Consider the following 23327-nt stretch of genomic DNA (forward strand, 5'->3'; position numbering starts at 1 on the left):
CCGTAAACATGAGTATGTCTATGATGAACATTATGATTGCTATATTTGCCCGAATGACCAGATGTTGCGCTATACAATGACGACGAAAGAAGGCTATCGCCAATACAAATCGAATCCAGCGGTTTGTGCGGATTGCCCATTTCTAGCACAATGTACGGAAAGTAAAAATCATACGAAAATGATTCAGCGACATATTTGGGCAGATTATCTAGAAGAAGCCGAACATCTTCGTCATCATCATGAAATTAAATCCATTTATGCAAAACGAAAAGAGACAGTTGAACGTGTCTTTGCGGATGCGAAAGAGAAGCATGGTATGCGATGGACAACACTAAGAGGCCTTAAAAAATTGTCCATGCAGGCGATGCTTACTTTTGCTGCCATGAATTTGAAGAAACTTGCCACATGGACTTGGCAAGGAGCTTAGATGAGGGCATCTTCCCTCGAAAAGGAGACCTTTTACAGAACTTCGGAGCTTAATTTGATAAAAGAAATGACAAAAGGCATCGAGAGACGAGCTCTCGATGCCTTTTGTCGACAATCTGAGGCTTCCAACATTTATTGGAAGCCTTTTTGCATTTATTACATATCAGTATGACGTGTAGAATTTGCAAGATCAGGATCTGTATTTACACTATCAGGGTCTGCATTTTCAGCAGCTATTGCCTGAGATTTTGGATCATCTACTTTAGCAACTTCGTCTAAAGGTAATGGTTCTTCCCCTTCGGAAGATGCTGTTCCATCATCAAATACTGGCGGTTGTTTTACTGTTTTCCCTTTTACTTTTTCAACAATTGATGAAGATTGTTCTTTTAATTGAGTAGACAGTTGAGCAGTCTTTTCTTTTGCTGTCCCGGAAAGCTCGATACTTTTATCTTTCAAAGTTACAGCTTGTACCGCTACATCGTTGCGCATTTCACTGCCTGTTTTTGGAGCTAATAATAACGCAGTGGCTACCCCTACAATTCCACCAACTAATGCCCCAATTACAAAATCTTTTACATGAATTTTTTCATCATCATAAATTGAATCATTAAGCTGTTGATAGTTAACTCGTTTTTCTTCCATAATAATACTCCCCCTTGACATTTTAAAATAATTTACCCATTATTTCTTTTCAAAAACCCAAATTTTGATTTTGCCTTCATATTTGGTGGTGTTTCATTTGTTTTAGTACTCGTATAAATAATATCTTCATCGTTAATTGGCTTACGCTGACGCCATTGATCCGCGATACCCATTGCGACATTACTCCACTGAACAACTTGTGCAATTTTATCTTCATTTTTGTGAACTTCTGTGGAAATTGATGTAGTAATGCGTTGTACCGATGAATTTAAACTATTTACAGAATCGCCTACCCCTTTAACAGCGTGGACTACAGAATTAAGCTTCTCCGACTTTTCAGAAATATCATCAGCCAATGCATTTGTTTTTGTAAGTAAGCTGGTCGTCTCACGGGTAATGCCTTCCATTTGCCCTTCAATTCCAGCAACCGTTCCGGCAATAGAATTCAATGTATTCTTTACAGAAAACAGTGTCATACCGATGCTTACACATAACACTAAAAATCCGATTGCAGCTACTAATGCAGCTATATAAAGTAGTACTTCCATAATGTTACCTCCTATATCTAGTCCATTTAAACATTCGACAAAAAACCTGACAATCCTTTTCTTTGAAAACATATTTCGCCAAAACTACACGAAATATAAGTTTTTCACTCGTGAAATTATTACAATCATATATTTTTTTCACTCACTCAAAAATGAATGTGCCTTTTGTCCATATTGTCATATTTCCCATTCCATCAGTTAATAAAACCCATTATAAATATTAGTTCTATCATTTATGTATGAAAAACAGCTTATCCTCTAATCCAGGTTAAGCTGTTTTTCTTTTTTATTTCAAAATAGCTTCGAAAGCATCTTGATATTTATGAACATCTCCCGCTCCCATGAAAAGGAACACGGCATTTCCATGCTTTTTAAGATCGTCAATTGTATCAAGAGTCAGTACAGTGCACCCTTCGATAAGGCAAGCTAAGTCTTCAATGGAAAGTTCACCTTGTTTTTCACGAGCAGAACCGAAAATATTACATAAATATGTTGTATCTGCCCCACTTAAACTATCCGCAAAATCTTGCAAAAAGGCTTTTGTTCGAGTAAAAGTATGTGGTTGGAATATCGCAACGATTTTACGTTCTGGATATTTTTGACGTGCGGATTGTAAAGTTGCCGCAATTTCAGTAGGATGGTGTGCATAATCATCTACTAAAACAATGTCGCCAATTTTTGATTCCGTGAAGCGGCGTTTTACCCCTCCATAAGTATTAAGTCGTTCCTGAATTAAATTTGCTGGTATGCCTTCATAATGACAGAGTGAAATAACCGCTAATGAATTTAAGATTGTATGATCCCCAAATAGTGGAATAAAGAATTTACTATAAAATTCATTGCGAACATATACATCAAACACAGTACCTTCAGTTGTTTTCTCAATATTACGAGCTGAAAAATCATTGGCAGAATCAAAACCATAATACACAACTGGTACATTCGCTTGAATTTTTTGAAGCTGTTCATCATCTCCACATGCAATGATTGCTTTATTCACTTGTAATGCTAATTGTTGGAATGCATCATATACATCATCAATGCTCGTAAAATAATCTGGGTGATCAAAATCAATATTCGTCATTACAGCATAATCCGGATGATAGGCTAGAAAGTGTCGGCGGTATTCACATGCTTCCATTACAAAGTACGATGCATCTTGTGTACCAGAACCCGTACCATCTCCTATTAAATAAGAAGTTGGCATATAGCCTCCTACAACATGACTCATTAAACCAGTTGTTGATGTTTTACCGTGCGCCCCAGTAATAGCAATAGATGTATAGCGATTGCTATACTCACCCAAAAACTTATGATAACGGATAACCTCTAAACCTAATTCACGTGCACGCACTAATTCGGGATGGTCATCATTAAATGCATTACCTGCAATTACTGTTAAGCCTTCTTTAATATTATTTTCATCAAATGTTAGAATTTCTATTCCTCGGTCACGTAAAGGTTGCTCTGTAAAATAATACGTATCTACATCAGAACCTTGTACTTGCTCTCCAGCATCAAATAAAATCTGCGCAAGTGAACTCATTCCTGAACCTTTAATACCTGTAAAATGATAGCGTGTCATTATTGTTAAAACCCTCCTAGGATGCATTGATCCCATTGAAATTATTAATTTATTGTTTTCAAAGTTATGCCTACATTATAGCACCAAATATACGTAACAATAATTGAACGACAATTCTAAATTTATTATCATTCAATTATCCTGTAGCTTATCCGCCAAATTGCTCAACTAAATCTTCCTCAGTTATAAATACATCTCTCGGCTTGCTTCCCTTTGGTTCAGAAACAAAGCCTTGACGTTCTAACATGTCTATTAGTCTTGCCGCTCGATTGTAGCCTATATGATAACGACGTTGTAAAAGTGATGTCGACGCTGAGCCTTGTTCATATACAAATCGGCATACTTCTTCAAACAATTCATCTTGGTCCTCTACTGTTTCAGAGCGTTTTAATAATTCTTCTTGCTTAAATATATATTGTGGCTCTCCCTGTTCACGTACATACTCAATAATTTCCTCTATTTCATCATCAGTAACAAATGTACCTTGAATTCGGGTAGGAGCGGACATTCCATTTCCTAAATATAACATATCCCCTCGCCCTAGCAAGCGTTCTGCGCCTTGTGTATCCAAAATTGTACGAGAGTCAATTTGAGATGATACTGAAAAGGCAATACGTGTTGGAATATTGGATTTTATTAGTCCTGTAATGACATCCACAGAAGGACGCTGTGTTGCAACAATTAAATGTATCCCTGCAGCGCGAGCCTTTTGAGTAATTCGAACAATGCTATCTTCTACATCTTGAGGAGACATCATCATTAAATCCGCCAACTCGTCTATTACAATCAACAAGTATGGGAGCTTTTGTGCATACATTCCATTTGCGTCACACATTTTATTATATGCTTCTATTTTACGTGCACCGCTATGCATAAATAACTGATATCGTCTTTCCATTTCTTCCACTGCCCATTTTAGTGCGGCAGTAGCAGCTTTAACGTCCGTTATAACAGGACTTACTAAATGCGGAATATGATTAAACGGTGCCAATTCAACCATTTTTGGATCAATTAACATTAGTTTTAATTCATTAGGATTTGCTTTATATAGTAAACTCACTAAAATCGAGTTAATACATACAGACTTACCAGAGCCTGTTGCCCCTGCAATAAGACCATGTGGCATTTTTCGTAAATCAATGGTTACAGGTTTACCTGTTAAATCCAAACCTAAAGCAGCCTCTAATGGAGAATCAGAATTAGTAAACGATGCTGAATCCGTCACTTCAGATAATCGTACAGAACGGGAAATCCGGTTTGGAATTTCAATCCCAATTGAACGTTTCCCTGGAATTGGTGCATCAATTCGAATATCTTTTGCAGCTAGCGCCAGTTTAATATCATCAGTTAAATTACGGACTTTACTTACTTTAGTCCCTTGCCCGACTGTGATTTCAAACTGCGTTACAGCAGGTCCTTGCACGATTGACTCAATATGCGCCTGAATTTGGAAGTGGGATAATGCTTCGACTAAATTCTCTCCCTGTTCGTCCATCCAATCACGATCTTCTACCATTTCCTCAGGTGGCACTAAATACTCAAGTGGTGGTTTCACATAAGGGATCCGTTTTGGCAATTGAGGAGTTTCTATAGCTTCCTCGCTGTTATGTTCAATTAAAGGTAATTCCTGAACTTCCGTAGTAGCGGCTACTTCGAGCAACTCTTCCAATGGTTGCTGCACATTTTCATCACGCTCCAATAAACCAACAGAAGTCAAAGTCAAGTCATTTATTGGTTCTGTTCGTACCTCGCTGTCTACACCTTTTTGTAACGGTTCATGTTGTAAGATAATTGTTTCAGTTTTATCTTCTTCCTGTCCATCAGATAGGGCTAATGGATTTGTATCTATAAGATTATTCTGCTCATTATCCAATCGTTGAGTGGTAGCGACTTCATTGTTAAATGTAGTGGTCATAGTCATCTCAGAATTTACCAATTCATTTTGACCGTTACCCTCTTCAATATCCTCTTTAATGCCTTCTTCTACTACTTCCGACTCTATAACAATATGCTTCTGTTGACTTAATTGTTGCTCGACAAATTTCTTTGTTAGCAACTTTTGTTTATCTGATTTCAACATGACAACATTGAATGGCAGACGACTTCCCGTACTGACAGGTTTTACTGTTTCCTCACTCTTTTGCTCGATTACAGTACTTTCGTCTGTCGAAGGAATTTGCTCAACATTTAATTGACCGATATGAATTGTGGAATTTTCAATCGTTACATGTTTTACCTGTACATCATTCATAGTTTCTGCAGCAGTAGTCTCTTCTATTGTTTCCTTTTCTTCTACTTCTTCTATCACCATATCAGGCGGTGATAGGTCTTTATTATCTGTCGCTTCAGTTAGATCTTGTTGTTCCGAAACGTCATCTTCCACTTCAAACAGAATAAGCTCTTTTTCACTACTTGTTTCCGTCTCAATTACAATTTCACTATGTTGTAACAACTCTTCACTTGTACTTTGTTCAACTGTTTCTTGTTGTACCGGTTCAGTAGAATGTTCAACAGCTTCTTCAGAAAATTGATTGAGCGCTTCAATATTTTCAGGTTCAATATTTACTGTTAATTCAGGTACTTCATTTTTTTGCTGTTCTTCCGCCTCTTGGTGTTTTTCGATTAGCTTTTCAATGGGTGTTGGCTTTTTAAATCCATGTACAGGCGAAGGTACATCTGTAGGAATAAAGCGTTTTCTCAATTCAATTGGTTTCGCAGCTTGGTTGCTGACATGTTTTTCTTCAAGCGTCGGTTTTTTGCGTAAATTTTCACGATCTTCTTTCAGAATTGGCATTCGGCGTACTGGATCATTCTTCTGTATGACATTTGAATGTCCTTTTCCTTTACGGCGTCGCTCCAGCAGCTCTCCAATACCAGAGACTTCCACATCATAGATTTCACGGCCAGCAGAAGACTTCTGCAAATAACTTGGCAATGAAAGCTTTTCATTGTCTTCATCATAAAAGCTAGTTGTTTGGCGCTGTTGCTCTTCTTTTTGTTCTGCTTCTTTAAATTCATCTTCAATTAAAGGGAATCGAAATGCTTTTTTCTTACGATCTCGATCTGCCTGCTCATTAAAGTCAGGCTGCACTTTATTTTGTTCGTTGGTATCGGTGTTTGTATAACTTTCTTGTTCATCATATTCTTCATATAAATCCATCTTAAACAATTTATTAAATTTATTTTTTATCCAGCTCATAAATACCCACTACTTTCCTTAAAAACGTTGCCATTCAAATTTCATTATTTAAACGGTCTTTATATGTATATAAGATTTATACACCTCAAAAGCATATCATATTTGCAGTATAAATGCGCTTTGTCACTCATATTTTTAAACATAAAAAAAGTTAGTATGAAGAGGCTAGGCTCAACATACTAACTTTTATCTTCCCCTAACGAGAAGGTATTTCGAATGGGCTACCTACTTCGGCAGAATCCTCTAAGACTAAAATCCCTTTTACCTCTGGAGCACCTGGAATTGCTAGTTCACGTGCCGAACAAAGCATACCAAATGAATCTTCTCCACGTAAATTTCCTTCTTTAATTAATAACCCTGAAGGCATAACTGCACCGACTTTTGCTACTACTACTTTTTGGCCAGCTTCAACATTAGGTGCGCCACATACGATTTGTAATGTCTCGTCACCTACATTTACTTTACATACACTTAGTTTATCAGCATTTGGGTGTTTTTCTTTTGCTTCTACATAACCTACAACGAATTTAGGGGAGAAATCTACATCCAAAGAAATTTCTGCACCATTAGTCGTTAAGGCTGTCTCTATTTTTTGCACTAATTCAGGTGTAACTTCCACATTGCCTGCTACATCCAAGTCCAAATATTTGCTAGCATTGAAAAGGTTGAATGCTTTTATTTCACCAGTTGATTCTTCTTTTAAGATGGCTACGTCACCAGCACGTTCAACCTCTGTTTTTACAATGGATTCTGTTGCTAACTGAACTAATAGGACATCTCCTACATGTGTTTTGTTGTATGCTACTTTCATTTTTCTTCTTGCTCCTTTTTTACTTTGTTTTTCGCTAAAATAAATATTGGTTCTAAATGACCGTTTTCATATACAAATGACAAGCTCGTAATCGGAACCGCGCCAACTGTAAAGAAATGCATTGTCATCTGCGCTAATACATCATACCCTACTTCATTTCGAATATCACCAATAATTAATACATCCTGGTGTGGCACAGATACTGTCATTTCTCCTTCAATTTTACTTTCCATTTCCTTTAAAAAGCTTTCGTTCAATATACGGCTCGCATCATAACCGTCATTCTGATTTAAAAAATAATAGATATTGCCCGAAACTTCATCACGTTTTACAGAAGTCGGCAATTTTTTTACAGAAAAACGGGCAGCTTCGCGGATCTGCTCCTCTGATACACTTAATTTTGGTAGCATTGATTCATCAATTAAACGATAAGTTGTCCCTAAATCAAGTGCATAATAAATACGAGTTTCAGCAGTGTGACTTGTCATTACAAAGGTATGGCCTTCATTTGATTTTTTGGGGAAGGATGTGGAACGAATAATAGGATATACTGAAGCCAATCCTCCAAAACCTTGCTCCTCTTCTCGTTCCATTGCTAAAAAGGTTTGTTCAATTGTATAAACAACTTCATCAATAGCCTGATTTTTTTTCGTTTTGTACTTCGTCACTATTTCCGGTAAAAAAATGTCCATTCCTTTTCCGATTTTTTTGTGATCCAGACGCAATTTATCGTGCTTCTCATCGAATGTGAATGTAAAATTAGCCTCACCCAATTTAGTCTTTAGTTCAGCTACTAATTGCTTCGATTCCATTCAACCACTCCTTTATCTAATCAAAAACGGTCCACAAATGTGAACCGTTTCATCTACTTAACCCATTGTAGCAAAAAAGCAATACAAATACTTTGCGCAATGCTTCAAGCTAATCAATAACGTTGACAGTCTGTACAATTTCCATCATTTCCTGAATTTTGGTATCCAATTTTTTGTCTTCGGAAATTGTTGATAATTTAACCCCGCCTAAATTAGCGATGAGTTCATATTTCCCTTTAGATTGCTCTACAACTCCCGAAAACCCGAATAGATCATCAGACTTGAAGGTTTTTTCCTCCACGATTTTACCTGTACTCTCGCTCTTAAAAATATCATAATGCAGCTGACTATCATTTGTTTCATTTTGGTTTACAAATAAAATATATGAATCTTTACCATTTAGAATTGTATAATTTAATTCATCAATTCCTTTTTCAATACTATACCCCGCTGGCAAGTACAGCTCTATATGTCCAATTGATTTATTCACTTCTTTTGGTTCACTACTGAACACCGTTTCGGCATTTTCTATTCCAGCTAAAGCTTGGTCCTCAACTGATTGGCTGCACGCAGTCAAAACAGCAACTATTACGATAAGTAAAGCTGCTTGTATCCATTTACGACCCATAGTTTCCCCCCTCTTTCAGACTTTCTATCGTATCATAATAATTTTTCAACCTGCAATGCAACGAAAATGATTTACATTTGTTCGTTTTGATCTCTGCTCATTTTGAATAATACTTGTCCAACTAATAGCTTCACGATATGTTCAAACATTGCTTTACGATCGATTAAATTATGTGTAAAGATGCCAACTGCACCTTGATGGTGACGAATATTTTCAATATTAGTATAGACGTCCATGACAGGTCCAAGTTCCTTCCCTATCCGAAGCTCCCGTGCGATTTCTTCAGGCAATGCAAATTGCGCACCGGAACTGGCAATAACCGTTCCATCTTTTAAATTCACAGCTCCCCAGTTACAGCAATACATTGTCCCTTCAATTTCATCAACCCCACCTTCAAGGCCAAATGTTATATCGGCATTTGTCTTCATCATTGTATTACGTGCACGATTAATGGCACCTTGTCTTGTTTCTTCATTTGAAAAAGGTTGAATAGATACATCAGAAGGGACATCTATACTCTCTATTGTAGCTTCTGGGAAGAACTGCTTGATAATTGCTTCGACAGCGCCAACTTTCGCTTTATTTTTCGTTCCGACTGCTACTTTCATCTTTTCATCTCCAAGTTGTTTCAATTAAGAAACAGTTCTTAAAAACCGTTTCCTTATGTAGATTGCTTATTGCTATCCCGTCAATTTCACAAAAAAACAAGGATGCAATTATTTCACATCCTTGTATTATAATATATTCTTCTATTTTTTTATACGTTTGCACGTATTGAATCAATTGTTGAACGATCTGCCGATTGAACTAACTTTACAAGCAGCTCTTTTGCCGCTGCATAATCATCCACATGAATAATGGAAGCGGATGTATGAATATAGCGGGAACAAATTCCAATTACAGCAGAAGGGATTCCATCATTTTGCGTATGCACACGTCCTGCATCCGTACCACCTGGAGATACGAAATATTGGTAAGGAATTTTATTTGTTTCGGCTGTATCCAAAACAAATTCGCGCATCCCGCGATGAGTCACCATTGAACGGTCAAAAATACGTAATAATGGACCGTTGCCTAATTGTCCAAACTCATTTTTATCACCAGATGTGTCATTTGCTGGTGAGGCATCTAATGCAAAGAATAAGTCTGGCTTAATCATATTTGCTGAAACTGCAGCACCGCGCAACCCGACTTCTTCCATTACGTTTGCACCGGAATAGATATGGCTATTCACTTCTTTTCCATGAAGTTCCTTTAAAAGCTCGATTGCCAATCCGCAACCATAACGGTTATCCCAAGCTTTCGCCATTATTTTTTTAGGGTTTGCCATTGGTGTAAATGGACATACGGGAATAATTGATTGACCAGGACGTACCCCTAACTTTATCGCATCTTCTTTTGAATCCGCTCCGATATCGATTAGCATATTTTTAATATCCATCGGTTTTGAACGCTCTGCATCTGTTAATAAATGTGGAGGAATTGATGCAATAACCCCTGGAATTTCAAGTTCTTTAGTATAGACTGTCACACGCTGTGCCAGCATTACCTGGTTCCACCAGCCACCAAGCGTTTGGAAACGAATCATTCCATTATCTGTGATGGAAGTAACCATGAACGCTACTTCATCCATATGACCTGCCACTAAAATTTTTGGTGCATTCTCATCCTTTGCTTGACGGACTCCAAAAACGCCACCTAAATTGTCCTGAATAATTTCATCTGAATATTTTTCTAATTCTGAACGCATAAAATTTCGAACCGCACGTTCATTACCTGGTGCTCCAGGCAGTTCTGTTAAAGTTTTAAATAGTGCCAGTGTGTCTTGATTCATTATGTAACACCTCTAAAAGTAGATTTGCACATATTATAACACAAAATTAATTGAGTATTTCGACTTTCGAACCTTCTATTTTTTTTACACTATTTTATGAGTATGTTAAAGTAAGTATAGTGAATATTTTGAGGAGGTTTTTGAGATGAACTTAAAAGATTTTACAATAGGACTTGTAACTGGGGTGGCAGCCGCTGTCATCGTAAAGGAAATGAGCAATCGCGTTGCGCCATACGCAAATCCTGATCATATTTTAACAAATATTAAAGATGAATTTAAAAAGCAGGCACCGATTGATGGTTCTTGGATTTACATGAAAACTGAAAACTTTAGTAATGGCTTTACAGAAACACCGGTATACCGCGGTGGTATTTCCCGTACGATGAATGGGGAGATAGAAAACTACGAATTTGCAGCTGATGCTCGTTCTGGTGCAATTGTGGATATTAAACAAGTTTAAAAATATAAATGTGATGACGAACTTTGTCTTCGTATAAATATTATATGTACGAAATTGATGGAAAAAGCGCCTGCATGAAATAATCATGCGGGCGCTTTTATGGTTATTTTATTAAAGCTTCTTTAGAGCGTTCTAAGCTATCGATAACTTCCTTGCCCGAAGTATCCCATTGAATCATACGGTAATACGCATCATGATAGAAAATAAATCGGTAGTTATTTTCCAGTGCTTCTTTCAGTAACTTTTCCTTTGCAAATACGCTCGTCATTGGATAGTCATCATACGCTAATACCCAAAGCGGATTTTGGTGGGCATGGGTTGGCATAATATCCGCCATATGTAGCGCCACTTCACCATTTTGCTCTAGGCGAATAATCGCATGTCCTTCACTATGGCCACCCGTATGAATCATTTTTAGACCTGGTGCTACTTCAAGCTCACCCTCAAAAGTTTTAACTAAATGTTGTACTGGCTCCCAATTTTCTTTCCAATACGTATTTTTCGAGCGAATATTCGGGTTGCGCATCTCATCCCACTCGATTTGTGTTGTGTAGATTACAGCATTCGGGAAGACAGGAACAAGCTTGTCACCTTCCCACTTAGTTAAACCGCCTGCATGATCAAAATGAAGATGTGTCATTAAAATTGCATCAATATCACATGGCTGCAAACCGACTTTAGCTAAGCTTGGTTCAATAGTTGATTCTTCCGAAACGCCGAAATTGCGAAGTTGCTTTTCATTTAATTTTCCGGCACCAACACCAGAATCCACTAAATAATTTTTCCCCTCATATTGAATTAAGATTGGTTCACATGCTAATTCAATTTGATTCAGTTCATTTACCGGATATTTACGAGACCACAGTGCTTTTGGCACTACCCCAAACATAGCCCCGCCATCTAGTGCTGTAACACCCCCATGTATCCATGTTAGTGTCATGTTGTGAAATTCAAATCGATCCATTTCTCCATCCCCCTAAATCATAAATTATTTAGTTTTGAATTGACATTCTAGTCGATAAATTGGTTGACCGAGCTTCGAGAATCTCTCCTCGTACTCTGTCATAATATTATCTTCCGGCATATTCGCATGCAAATCTAAAGAAACATATTTTAATGCCATGCCGTATTCATTCATACTTACTAGCGAATATTCAAAAAGACCACGGTTATCCGTTTTGAAGTGGATTTCCCCGTTATCGACTAAAACATTTTCATAAATTTTCAAAAAACCGCCATGTGTTAATCGACGTTTCGCATGACGCACTTTTGGCCATGGATCCGAGAAATTCAAATATACACGGTCCACATCCCCTTTTCCGAAAAACTCTTCTAGCTTTGCACCATCGACTTTTAACAAACGCAAATTCGATGGTTTGTCTGCTGCTACGATTTTTTCCAAGGCACATACTATAACACTATCAAATAATTCAATTCCAATATAGTTAATATCAGGGTTTTGAAGAGCCATCCCTAATACAAATTGTCCTTTGCCAGTACCCACTTCAATATGAATTGGGTTGTCATTACCAAATACTTCATTCCATTTCCCTTTATAATGCTCAGGGTTTGGGATAATCACATCCGGATGTTCCTGAATATAATCTGCTGCCCATGGTTTATGCTTTAATCTCACTTACTTATCCTCATTTCTGTTGTTTGCATGTCTCATATTATAGCTTATAAAAACGATTTTTGCTAAACTCCATGCTTTTTTAGACCCGATATTTAAATAACAATCAAGCTAATATGTAAATAAAGAATAGCTACTATTTAAATTGTTTTGTTAATCTTCCTTATTACCTTCTGTATTCCAAATATCCCGATTAAATGAAGTTGTTTGAGCCGCATTTAAAATGGCCTGGGCTCCACGAATTTGCATATGCTTCATCGGTGAAACAGAGCGTTTCAAGTAGTTCATCCATTCCGGGAATTTCCGTTTATCAACAAATGAAATACCATACATTGTCCCTGGATAATCAATATAGCCATTTCTTGTTAGTAATACTTTACGAATTGGTAATTCAATATTATTTTGAACAAAGATTTGGTCGATTATTTTTTCCATACGGTTTAATTGAATTAGTGGACTTAAAAGCTTTTTCTCATTTTTGCCTACTTTTTTAGTCCAGAAACGCTCGCTATTTGCAATAAATACAGCCTGCTCCTCTTGTTCTAATAAAGTAATGCATAAGCATTCTGTTGGCGTTAAAATGATAACGTCCAATTCTATTGGTGCTTTTTTCACTCTTAATATCGGGAAGTAAAAAATCAAATAATTATCAGGTAATGTTTGTAACATTGAACGCAACAATGTATCCCGCATATATTTTGGATCTACATAGGATTTTTCTCGTAATGTCGAGCTGGCCCATTTCATTTGAAAGTGGAAAAACTGATCTATAAACATTTTCTTTAACTCTTCTATAGTTTGTGGTGTATATACGATATTCGGTTCAAATAATAACGTTGTTTCCTCTTCTTGAAATTCATCATTTTCCACTGCCCAATCATTTGAAATCGTTACTTTTTCAATATCTTCTTGTTCTTCACTTTCTTCACTAAGTTTATCTTTTTTAAATGGGAAGAATTTTTGGAACAGTGAAGTTTTTTTCTCTTCCTGAACATTGTCTTCCTCTATATGTTCCCAACGCTCAATCATTTCACCCGCTTGCCATTGATACTTTACCCGATCCCACTGGTTTTGCTTTAAGCGTATAAATTGTGTTGGATAACGCGCTAAATCAATTTCATAACGTGAAATATAATCCTGAAGTTTTACTAACTGAGCCATTTTATCTTCTCCCTAAATTCATTGCTAATCATTAATACTTATATTTTACAGGTTATTGTACAAAAAAAATAGCGTATTGCTAATAAGCAACACGCTAAAATATTTAATTTGACAACTATGCATTAATTCCTTTTGGAATTTTTGTTTCAAATTGAGCTTGTAATTTTCGTGTCCAATCCCCTGGTGTACCATTACCAATAACGGTACCATCCACTTCGATAATTGGTGTTACTTCAGAAGTAGTTGATGATACGATTACTTCGTCCATTGCAAGAAGCTGTTCTTTCGTCATTGGCTGTTCGTTCACCGGTAACCCGATTTCTGCAGCACATTTAATGATAACTTGACGTGTAATCCCATTTAAAATTAAATTGTTTGCTGGGTGTGTATAAAGCACGCCCTCTTTAATTCCGTATATGTTTGAAGAAGAACCTTCTGTAATTACATCCCCACGATGTAAAATTGCTTCATAGCAACCTTTTTCAAATGCTTCCTGCTTTGCCAGCACAGCACCAAGCAGGTTTAATGATTTAATATCACAACGCAGCCAGCGAATATCTTCCACAAATGTTGCCTTTACTCCATTTTCAAAGTTTTTATATGGACGTGGGTTTTCTTTCGTATTTCCTGTTAATACTGGCTTTACATCATCACCAGGGAAAATATGATTACGTGGACCTGCACCACGTGTAATTTGGAAATAAACATGACCAGTATCAATATTGTTTACTTCTATTAACTGATGAAGTAAATGATGCAATTTATCTTTCGTATAAGGAATGACAATACGAATTTTCTCGGCACTGTCATAAAAACGGTCAATATGCTCATTTGCTGTAAACATTTCACCATTATATACTTTTACTACTTCATAGACACCGTCACCAAATTGATAACCGCGGTCTTCCTTGTCTACTACTACTTCTTCATCTTTTATAATTTGATCATTCCATAAACTAAAGCTCATCTCAAATACCACCTTTTATTAGTTAGTTGCTAAATTTACAATCGCTTCTGCATAAATGGCAGTCGCTTTTATTAAGTTTTCAATATCAACAAATTCATCTGCCTGGTGTGCAACATCGGCTTCACCAGGGAATAACATCCCGAATGCCACCCCTTTTTTCATAACGCGGGCATAGGTGCCTCCACCAGTTGAAAGTGGCTTCGAATAATCATTGCTGTATTTACGATACACTTGCAATAATGTTTGGACTAAATTATCTTCCTCGCTAACATAATGCGGGTTTGAGTTACTCACAACATCTAACGTAAATAATTCATGCTGTAATAATGATTGTACTCTTGTTATTTTTTCTTCAAATGGATAGGAAACTGAATAACGCATGCTAACTTCAATTGATGCTCCATGCTTATCAAATTTTACAATTCCAGGATTTAATGTTGTTGGTCCTGACATCGAATCTTCATAATCAAGTTCCAATGCAGCTCCAAAATGATCTTTATCAAATACGCTGACGATAAAGTCCACAAAGGCTTTACTTTGTTTAGTTGTTACAACACTTTGTAGAAACTTGGTTAAGTAAACAGCAGCATTTTTCCCTTTCTCAGGTTCCATTGCATGGGCTGATTTTCCTTTAACAACTATTATAATCCCATTTTCCGCTTTAGTGAAAGTACCTTCCACACCATTTTCTTTTAAAAATTTCTGAAAATTACCACTTAAGTCCGTATCAGCATATTTTAAAATAGCAGTTGCTTCGTCTGGTACCATATTAGTTCGTTTTCCTGCATAGAATGAGGTAAGTTGCTCATCACTTGAATATTTTTCCTTACTGGAGAAACTTAAATGGGCAATTCCTTTTTCTGCATTGATTAATGGGAAATCTGCATCCGGAGCAAAACCGACAGTTGGCATATCTTCTTTTTCAAAATAGCGTGTTACACATTGAAATCCGCTTTCTTCATCTGTACCAATAATCATTCGGACACGTTTTGTTAATGGAATCTTTGCATCATGTATTAATTTCATCGCTAACCAGGCAGCCATTGTCGGACCTTTATCATCGATTGCACCACGGCCAAATAGTTTTCCTTCTACTACTTGCCCTTCAAAGGGTGGGTATGTCCAATTTTGAAGATCTCCAGCCGGGACTACGTCAACATGGCAGAGTACTCCGACAATTTCTTCACCTTGGCCCATTTCAATATGACCTGCCATATTATCAATGTTTTTTGTTATCATTCCTTGCTCTATACCTTTTTGCAGCATAAAATCCAGTGCTGCTTTAGGTCCAACACCAAAAGGTATTATATCAGAAAAATTATTTTCATCTTTTACGCTTTCAATTTGAATTAATTGCTGTAATTCTTGAATGAGCTCTTGTTCTCTTGCTTTTGCCATCTGTAACCAATCCATAAGTGCACCTCATTTTTATAATATTGTTATTGTACTCTTTCTTAACAAAATTACAATATTCATTTGGCATTTTCACAAAGAACTATATTTCTATTAATATTAAAAATATGAATTTTCTGTAAAAATATCAAAAATTGCAACTCAATTCTGGAATTTTATTTAATTTTTCGCTATAATGTATGTGTCGGAACATCTATTCTGACCAAACTTTCAGAAAAGGGGATGTCTAAGGCAAACAACTAAAGCCTAAGTGCACTCCGCACACATTTTGTCGTCCGCTAGTCTTATGCCATGAGAATTTAAGATCGAAGGAGTGGTTTTTAGAAATGAAACCAACTACTGATAGAATGCTTAATCGTATTAAAGACGTGTATATGTTTATCCTCAATAAAGGAGAAGTGACTACACAGGATTTAGTCGAAGAGTTTAACATCACTCCTCGCACCATTCAAAGAGATTTGAATGTGTTAGCCTTCAATGACTTGGTAATGAGTCCAAGTCGAGGTAAATGGACAACGACGAAGAAAAAAGTAAAAATGACATCTTAGAATTCTTGAAAGCGGCTGATTCTTTATTTTGTGAGAAAGGACTAATTTTGTCCCAACATAACGTAAGGTGTCGATCAGTTACACAATGAAATATTATGAACGTTGATCCTTAGTAAACGTTTATCAAGTTCTTGATAAAGAGAACTAAAAAGCGAATGCCTTTTCGTCGGGGCATTCGCTTTTACTTTATTTATTTGCTTAACAGATTGAGTTCCTGTTCTGTAAGCTCTCGATATTCACCTAGTGCCAGCTGCTCATCCAGTTGCAATGGTCCCATCGACAAACGTTTTAAGTAGGTAACTGTTTTACCAACCGCCTCAAACATGCGTTTTACTTGATGGAATTTCCCTTCCTGTATCATGAGTTCTATTTCCGATTGCTCACCTGAGTGTAGTATTTTTAATTCCCCTGGCTTTGTATGATACCCATCATCCAGCGTAACTCCCTTAGCAAAAGCTTCAACATCCTCTTTTGTTACAAGCCCATCAATTTTGGCATAATACCATTTTGGGACATGCTTTTTTGGAGATAATAAGTTATGTGCTAAGTTCCCGTCATTGGTAATGAGTAAAAACCCTTCTGTATCTTTATCCAGACGCCCTACAGGAAATGGCTCGAAATGCTGGAAATCTGGATCTAATAGATCAATAACTGTTTGATCATATCGGTCCTCTGTTGCAGAAATGACACCGGGTGGTTTATTCATCATTAAGTAAATAAACTCTACATATTCTACACGTTCGCCCAGTACCGAAACATCCTGCTTTTCAGGATTGACATGCATCGCCGAATCCTTCACAGTAATGCCATCTACGGTTACCGCCTTTTGCTTTAACAGTTGCTTTACTTCTTTACGTGAGCCGTAGCCCATGTTTGCCAATAATTTATCTAAACGCATATTGTCCTCCATGTAAAAAGGGGACGCCTTTATTAGAGACGTCCGCATTTTTATTTTACTAATCTTAATTTACGTGCGAGTTTTGTTAGCTTATCGCCTAATAATAGCTGTGCTAACCCTAATTTATAGGATATTGTACCATAAACAAAGACACCGACAGTCGCACAAACAACTGCATAAAGCAGTGCTAATAGTTTTGATGTTGCAGGTGCAATCGCTGATAATGCTGCATGAGTTAACGAAACGGCTAATGCCATTAAAATAGTTAATATAATAATTAATAATATTCGGCGTACTACAACTTTCGCATTGTAGTTGGTCACTTTGTTTATAACAAAGATATTAATAATTATCGTAACACTATAACCAAGTGCTGTTGCTAAAATGGCTCCATCAACAGACATTAAGTGGATAAGTGGCGTATTTAATACCGTCTTTACGAACAAGCCAACTAATAAGCTGAAAATAACCCATTTTTGATAATTAACCCCTTGCAGTATCGCGGCTGTTACAGTAAATAGCGCAAATAAAATAGCCACAGGTGCATAATGGCTTAACACTTGTGTTCCCATCTCGCTAAAGGAGTAGAAGAAATGATATAAATCTTCCGCTAAAATCGAGATTCCGATAGCGGCTGGTACCGTAATAAACAGTAGTACTTGATAGGTCTTATCCATAGCATTGTGTACTTGTCGCAAATTGCCTTCTGTATAAAATTTCGTGACCGTCGGAATAATTGCCATCGAAAACCCTGTCGCCAAAACGACTGGAATCATGACTATTTTTTGGGTTAACAAATTAAGCATTGTAAAGTAGGCTTCACTGATGTCTCCTGAAATCCCACTGGCGTTCATTGCACGGATGAATGTCAGCAGGTCCACAAGTTGGAATAAGGAGCTCCCTAACCCAACGAATACAACAGGAATCGAATATTTGAAAATCTCTTTATACATATCCGAATAAGGAAGTCTACGCTCTTTCGGTGCAACAACTTGAACCGCTTTAATATCAGGACGAAGCTTTTTCCAAAAATAAAACAGCGTCACAAGCCCGCCAAGAGCACCAATAAATGCAGCAAATACGGAGAAATTGATTGCTGTTATTTCATCGCCATCCATAACATTGACAACAATAAAAGCACCGCCTAGTAAAAAGACAATGCGCACAATTTGTTCGACTAATTGTGAAACAGATGTCGGCAAATAATGCCCATACCCTTGCAAATAACCCCTTACTAAACTCATGAATGGCACAACAATTAATGCATAGCTTACCCATTTAATAACATTCGCAACTTGCTCGACGCTAAACGTCTGATCTTCACTATCAATAACTATATTGGCAAGCGGTGTTGCAAGCAAATTCATTAAAATAAATGCTATGATTCCTGTTAGTGTCATCAGGAGGGCTCCTGTTTTTACTAAACGACGACCAGCATCAAAATCACCTAATGCATTATATTTCGAAACAAATTTCGATACTGCAATTGGCAAACCCGCAATGGCAATACTTAACATAATGTTATACGGAATGTAAGCGTAGTTGTACAAGACAATATTTTCTTCACCTACAATGGCATAAAACGGGAAAATGTAAATTAATCCTAAAAGCTTTGACAGAAACAAACCGATAGTTAATATGGCTGTTCCTTTCATTAATGAAGACATGAAATGACCTACCGTTCTATATAAAAATTCTCTTAATATACCTTTATTTAATCGTCTTATTCTTTTGCGAAGTCAAATTTTGTTCTCGAAAGACAATGACGGACTGTGCTTTGTTATAGTTCCCGAGCATTTCCTTTTACAAGTTTACATGTGAAAGGCCATTTACTCAAATAGTTTCTTCAATTCATGTATAATAAGTAGAAGAAAAAATCGTTTAAAGAAAATTTGTATAAAAGAGAGTGAGAAATAATATATGTATGATGTGATTGTAATTGGTGGCGGACCATCTGGATTAATGGCAGCTATAGCCGCAGCCGAAAAAAATAGAAAAGTACTCCTACTTGAAAAAGGCTCGAAACTTGGGAAAAAACTCGCGATTTCAGGGGGAGGACGTTGTAATGTAACAAATCGTTTATCAGCAGAAGAAATTATTAAACATATTCCTGGCAATGGTCGCTTTTTATACAGCCCTTTTACAGTTTATAACAATGAAGACATAATTGCATTTTTCGAAGGGCTTGGCGTCCCGTTAAAAGAAGAAGATCACGGTCGCATGTTTCCAGTTTCCGATCGTGCACAGGATGTTGTCAATGCACTCGTAAACGAAATGAAGCGTCTGAAAGTGGAAGTGCGCTTGCATACAGCGGTTAATAAACTTTTAATGGATGACGAAAAGATTTATGGTGTCCGTTTGGAAAGTGGCGATGAAATCCGCGCAAATGCTGTAGTTGTAGCAGTTGGCGGGAAAGCAGTTCCTCAAACGGGGTCAACCGGTGATGGCTACCCATGGGCAGAACGTGCGGGTCATACAGTAACGACTTTATACCCGACAGAAGTACCTGTTACATCAAAGGAGCCGTTTATCCAATCTCGTGAACTGCAAGGATTAGCATTACGAAATGCGGCTGTTTCAGTGCTTAATAAAAAAGGGAAAGTTCTCGTAACACATCAAATGGATATGTTATTTACACACTTTGGATTAAGTGGTCCCGTAATATTACGTTGCAGTCAGTTTATAGTAAAGGAGCAGCTCAAAACCGGTAGCGCTCCTGTGCAAGTACGTATTCAGTCATTACCTGACTATAATGAAGAAACATGTTTTCAAATGTTAAATAAGACGATTAAAGACGAACCGAAAAAGGCTGTTAAAAATTTATGGAAGTCACTAGTACCTGAACGTTGGCTATTATTTTTAATGGAGCGTGCCGACATTGACGCTACGTTAACTGGCATTGAATTATCACAAGAGAAAATTCGCAATCTCGCACGTGAACTTGTTGCATTTACGATGGATGTTCATGGCACCCAGCCTATCGAAAAGGCATTCGTCACAGGCGGCGGGATTTCTGTAAAGGAAATTGAACCTAAAACGATGGCTTCCAAGAAAAAGCCGGGGCTATTTTTCTGCGGGGAAATTTTAGATATTCATGGCTACACAGGCGGCTATAATATTACCTCTGCACTTGTAACTGGAAGAATTGCAGGAATGAGTGCCGGACAAATCAAACAATTATAATTTTTATCACAAAAATACTAGTACTCCTAATAATTCCCTAGTATCATAAAAGGTATGTACACTCAGGAGGATATGATGCGATGCATAATTCCGAAACAAAACAAACAATGCTCTTTTTAGCATCAGACGAGCTTATGCAAACTCATTTGACTTGCAAAAAAATTAGCGACAGTAATAAAGATGAATTTACTTTTTCAATAAGGGCTTTTTGCTATATCGAAAAAAATGAATCCTATGCCAAAAACGTACCGTTAAAATTGACTCTCGGTTTAAATAAAAAAGGCCTAGGGATGTCACTGGCTATTGATTTAGCAAATATACCAAATGTTTTTCCAATGCAATTAAAAAAAATAATCGAGCACATTCAAAAAAGCCCGACGCTCTTACAAAGTGTATGTCAGCAGCTTGATAAAATTGCTGTTTCATCATCAATTGAAGAAGCTGTACAAGCTAAACTTGCCAAACATTTTCTTATTGAAAATGCTCCTCAAGGAATTACGAGCTATACAACGAATCGGCAAGCGAACCAACTATATTGGCTTATGGACCAGAATCAAATAATTTCCAGTATAAGTCCTTTTAAAATAGATGGTGAAGGTGGACATATAGCATTTACAGTACAGATTGGCTTTAAGCATGAATTTATAATGCAATGTTATGAAGTGGAATGCATGATGCATTTATTTAATGAAGAGGACAAACTAGGCTATTATTTCGAACTGTATTTGGATCAGGAAAACTATCATCATCAGCTTTTGTATGATACATTGCCGGATCAATTTATGGACAACAAAGTGTTTTTAAATCAAGTATTGGAAGAAATGAAAAAACGAAACGAAGAACAATATAACGATTACTTACAGGACTTAATTGAAAAGTTCACTTCTAGCATCTAAAAGAGTCAATCCGAAAATCGGATTGACTCTTTATTTTATACATATAAGTAAATGGCCAAAAACATTGCCACACTGCCCCCCATGACAAATAAATGCCAAATTGCATGGTTGTATGGAATGCGGTTATTTTTGTAGAAATACGTACCGACCGTGTAGGATAAACCACCGATTAATAAAGTAAGAAAACCGGCTGTGCCTATATGTGCAAATAAGGGCTTCGCAACAAAAATGATGATCCAACCCATTCCGATATAAACAAACAGCGATAATACTTTAAATCGGTGAACGAAAAACTGTTTTACCACTATACCAACTGTCGCCAAAATCCATTGAATGGCAAAAATAGTCCAACCTAATTTACCACCTATAGCAACTAATGCAATTGGTGTATATGTCCCGGCAATTAGTAAGAAAATCGAACTGTGATCAAGCTTTTTCAGAAATGTTTTATGTGACGGCCATGAATGATACATTGTTGATGCAAAATAGAGGCAGAACATTGATATCCCAAAAATAACATAGCTAATTAGCTCGATAGTCGAGCCCTGATTTTGCGCTTTATTAATAAGCACCAATGTAGCAGGGATGGTCAAGACTGCCGCAATTCCATGTGTTAGGCCATTCCAAAATTCTTCCTTCGTACTATACTTACTTTGTTCAAACATGATTTGTGTCATAAAGCCACCTCTTTCTTCTCTTTCCAGTATAAAAATCAACAAGTACTTGTAATAGAAGTAGTTGTCATTAGTTCCATATGATATTTATCATGGTAAAAGCTTTTATAAAGGGATATCCATAAAAGATATACCCACTTATACTCAATTAAAAAACTCACCTGAACTAATTTTCCAAGTGAGTCGATTTTTTAAGCTTGTATGTAACGAGCGATTTTTTCAGTTAGACGAGTTGTCACTTTCGGTAATAATACTTTAATAGCCGGGTTTAATACCGCACCAGAAAGTCCGCCTGCTGTAACTTCCACCTTACACGTCATGTATGTACCACCATCTCTAGGCTCCGCTGTAAATTCACCGCCGCCTTTAAAATTATCTGAAAGACCTTTAATTTCAAATTTGATTTGAGATGGCTCGTTCATTTCTATAATTTTTATTTCCAGCTCTACTTTTTTCGTTAACCCTTTAAAATTCCCTTCGAATGTCCAGTGAGAAGTTTGTGCATCCACTTCCTTATGCTCTTTATAAGCAGGTACCAACACTGCCCATTTCTCAATTTTACTTACGAAAGCCCATACTGTTTCTTGGTGCATTGGGATTTGTACTGAATGTGATGCTTGTGCCATTGTTACTACACTTCTTTCTTCATAAATCGTTAAATGATGTCATTTACTATTCTAGTATTACATAGAAAATGTTTTGGCAACATAGTTATTTTAGCCCTTCATGCAACAATAGAGCTGCCTTTTTCAGTTCTTCAGCAGGCACATCTTCTGAATATCTCGTTGCCTCCTCACTAAATGTAACATTGCCAATATTTAAAGTCATAAGAGGCGCAGTTCCCAACTTCATTTCAATTTGGGAAAAGGATTGCGGAATGCCCTTTAAATCCACAGTTCTCCACTTCATTACGAGTAGTGTATAGGGAAACGAATACTTCTTTTCATATTTCAGCTTTGGTTTTCATTATCTTTTGGGAAAGAATTGCTGTTCATTATTAATCATAATC

At 36.8% G+C, this 23327-nt stretch carries 24 protein-coding genes; 5 read left to right on the forward strand and 19 right to left on the reverse strand.

The annotated features are described in order from the left end of the window. On the forward strand, positions 1-427 hold a 427-nt coding region (locus H9632_RS16600; RefSeq protein WP_191705186.1), incomplete at its 5' end, for a transposase. Positions 428-582: 155 nt separating this feature from the next. Here the strand turns inward: H9632_RS16600 and H9632_RS16605 are convergent. The 9 genes from H9632_RS16605 to H9632_RS16645 form a co-directional block, all read right to left on the reverse strand. Further along, positions 583-1068 carry a YtxH domain-containing protein gene (locus tag H9632_RS16605; protein WP_191705187.1) on the reverse strand — a complete coding sequence of 162 codons (486 nt, stop codon included), beginning with the start codon at positions 1066-1068 and terminating at the stop codon, positions 583-585. Between the two features lie 32 nt (positions 1069-1100). After that, a complete protein-coding gene (locus H9632_RS16610) occupies positions 1101-1616 on the reverse strand; it encodes a DUF948 domain-containing protein (RefSeq protein WP_191705188.1) in 516 nt (171 codons plus the stop codon). Between the two features lie 286 nt (positions 1617-1902). Then, a complete protein-coding gene (gene murC / locus H9632_RS16615) occupies positions 1903-3201 on the reverse strand; it encodes a UDP-N-acetylmuramate--L-alanine ligase (protein WP_191705189.1) in 1299 nt (432 codons plus the stop codon). A gap of 148 nt (positions 3202-3349) precedes the next feature. Next, positions 3350-6400 (reverse strand): DNA translocase FtsK, encoded by a 3051-nt coding sequence (locus H9632_RS16620; RefSeq protein WP_191705190.1) that lies wholly within the window; start codon positions 6398-6400, stop codon positions 3350-3352. A 196-nt stretch (positions 6401-6596) separates the two neighbouring features. Next, positions 6597-7211, reverse strand: coding sequence for a YtpR family tRNA-binding protein (gene ytpR, locus H9632_RS16625; RefSeq protein WP_191705191.1), 615 nt, complete (start codon positions 7209-7211; stop codon positions 6597-6599). Beyond that, positions 7208-8023, reverse strand: coding sequence for a DUF1444 domain-containing protein (locus H9632_RS16630; RefSeq protein ID WP_191705192.1), 816 nt, complete (start codon positions 8021-8023; stop codon positions 7208-7210). The genes ytpR and H9632_RS16630 overlap by 4 nt, the downstream gene beginning before the upstream one ends. Positions 8024-8132: 109 nt before the next feature. After that, complete coding sequence (locus H9632_RS16635; RefSeq protein ID WP_191705193.1) at positions 8133-8651, reverse strand: hypothetical protein; 519 nt, start codon at positions 8649-8651, stop codon at positions 8133-8135. A 71-nt stretch (positions 8652-8722) separates the two neighbouring features. Further along, positions 8723-9259, reverse strand: coding sequence for a DUF84 family protein (locus tag H9632_RS16640; RefSeq protein ID WP_191705194.1), 537 nt, complete (start codon positions 9257-9259; stop codon positions 8723-8725). A gap of 149 nt (positions 9260-9408) precedes the next feature. Then, complete coding sequence (locus H9632_RS16645) at positions 9409-10485, reverse strand: M42 family metallopeptidase (protein WP_191705195.1); 1077 nt, start codon at positions 10483-10485, stop codon at positions 9409-9411. Positions 10486-10630: 145 nt separating this feature from the next. On the opposite strand from H9632_RS16645, the gene H9632_RS16650 reads away from it, so the two are divergent. Further along, positions 10631-10945, forward strand: coding sequence for a hypothetical protein (locus H9632_RS16650; protein ID WP_191705196.1), 315 nt, complete (start codon positions 10631-10633; stop codon positions 10943-10945). A 103-nt stretch (positions 10946-11048) separates the two neighbouring features. Here H9632_RS16650 and H9632_RS16655 read toward each other — a convergent pair whose 3' ends face one another. From H9632_RS16655 to pepV, 5 genes are all read right to left on the reverse strand, one after another. Beyond that, positions 11049-11909 (reverse strand): YtnP family quorum-quenching lactonase, encoded by an 861-nt coding sequence (locus tag H9632_RS16655; protein WP_191705197.1) that lies wholly within the window; start codon positions 11907-11909, stop codon positions 11049-11051. 24 nt (positions 11910-11933) lie between these two features. Beyond that, positions 11934-12581, reverse strand: coding sequence for a tRNA (guanosine(46)-N7)-methyltransferase TrmB (gene trmB, locus H9632_RS16660; protein WP_191705198.1), 648 nt, complete (start codon positions 12579-12581; stop codon positions 11934-11936). Between the two features lie 150 nt (positions 12582-12731). Beyond that, a complete protein-coding gene (locus H9632_RS16665) occupies positions 12732-13739 on the reverse strand; it encodes a nuclease-related domain-containing protein (RefSeq protein WP_191705199.1) in 1008 nt (335 codons plus the stop codon). 115 nt (positions 13740-13854) lie between these two features. Further along, complete coding sequence (gene dat, locus H9632_RS16670) at positions 13855-14706, reverse strand: D-amino-acid transaminase (protein ID WP_191705200.1); 852 nt, start codon at positions 14704-14706, stop codon at positions 13855-13857. Between the two features lie 18 nt (positions 14707-14724). Beyond that, a complete protein-coding gene (gene pepV / locus H9632_RS16675) occupies positions 14725-16119 on the reverse strand; it encodes a dipeptidase PepV (protein ID WP_191705201.1) in 1395 nt (464 codons plus the stop codon). Between the two features lie 326 nt (positions 16120-16445). On the opposite strand from pepV, the gene H9632_RS16680 reads away from it, so the two are divergent. Next, positions 16446-16667, forward strand: a complete 222-nt coding sequence (locus H9632_RS16680; protein WP_008408196.1) for a DeoR family transcriptional regulator — start codon at positions 16446-16448, stop codon at positions 16665-16667. A 190-nt stretch (positions 16668-16857) separates the two neighbouring features. Here H9632_RS16680 and H9632_RS16685 read toward each other — a convergent pair whose 3' ends face one another. Both H9632_RS16685 and H9632_RS16690 read right to left on the reverse strand, forming a co-directional pair. Next, positions 16858-17565 (reverse strand): pseudouridine synthase, encoded by a 708-nt coding sequence (locus H9632_RS16685; RefSeq protein WP_191705202.1) that lies wholly within the window; start codon positions 17563-17565, stop codon positions 16858-16860. A 50-nt stretch (positions 17566-17615) separates the two neighbouring features. Beyond that, complete coding sequence (locus H9632_RS16690; protein WP_191705203.1) at positions 17616-19232, reverse strand: putative polysaccharide biosynthesis protein; 1617 nt, start codon at positions 19230-19232, stop codon at positions 17616-17618. Positions 19233-19485: 253 nt separating this feature from the next. On the opposite strand from H9632_RS16690, the gene H9632_RS16695 reads away from it, so the two are divergent. Together H9632_RS16695 and H9632_RS16700 are read left to right on the forward strand one after the other, a co-directional pair. Beyond that, complete coding sequence (locus H9632_RS16695) at positions 19486-20748, forward strand: BaiN/RdsA family NAD(P)/FAD-dependent oxidoreductase (RefSeq protein WP_191705204.1); 1263 nt, start codon at positions 19486-19488, stop codon at positions 20746-20748. Between the two features lie 80 nt (positions 20749-20828). Beyond that, the gene (locus tag H9632_RS16700) at positions 20829-21644 is read left to right on the forward strand and encodes a cysteine methyltransferase (RefSeq protein ID WP_191705205.1); all 816 of its coding nucleotides are present in this window, start codon (positions 20829-20831) and stop codon (positions 21642-21644) included. A 35-nt stretch (positions 21645-21679) separates the two neighbouring features. Here the strand turns inward: H9632_RS16700 and trhA are convergent, their stop codons facing one another. From trhA to H9632_RS16715, 3 genes are all read right to left on the reverse strand, one after another. Further along, positions 21680-22321 carry a PAQR family membrane homeostasis protein TrhA gene (gene trhA, locus H9632_RS16705; RefSeq protein ID WP_191705206.1) on the reverse strand — a complete coding sequence of 214 codons (642 nt, stop codon included), beginning with the start codon at positions 22319-22321 and terminating at the stop codon, positions 21680-21682. Between the two features lie 188 nt (positions 22322-22509). After that, on the reverse strand, positions 22510-22944 hold the full coding sequence (locus tag H9632_RS16710) for a CoxG family protein (RefSeq protein ID WP_191705207.1): 435 nt from the start codon (positions 22942-22944) through the stop codon (positions 22510-22512). Positions 22945-23029: 85 nt separating this feature from the next. After that, entirely contained in the window at positions 23030-23212 is a 183-nt protein-coding gene (locus tag H9632_RS16715; RefSeq protein WP_191705208.1) for a hypothetical protein, read from the reverse strand. Positions 23213-23327 lie beyond the last annotated feature (115 nt).

The organism is Solibacillus merdavium, from assembly GCF_014836935.1.
Lineage (GTDB): Bacteria > Bacillota > Bacilli > Bacillales_A > Planococcaceae > Solibacillus > Solibacillus ferritrahens.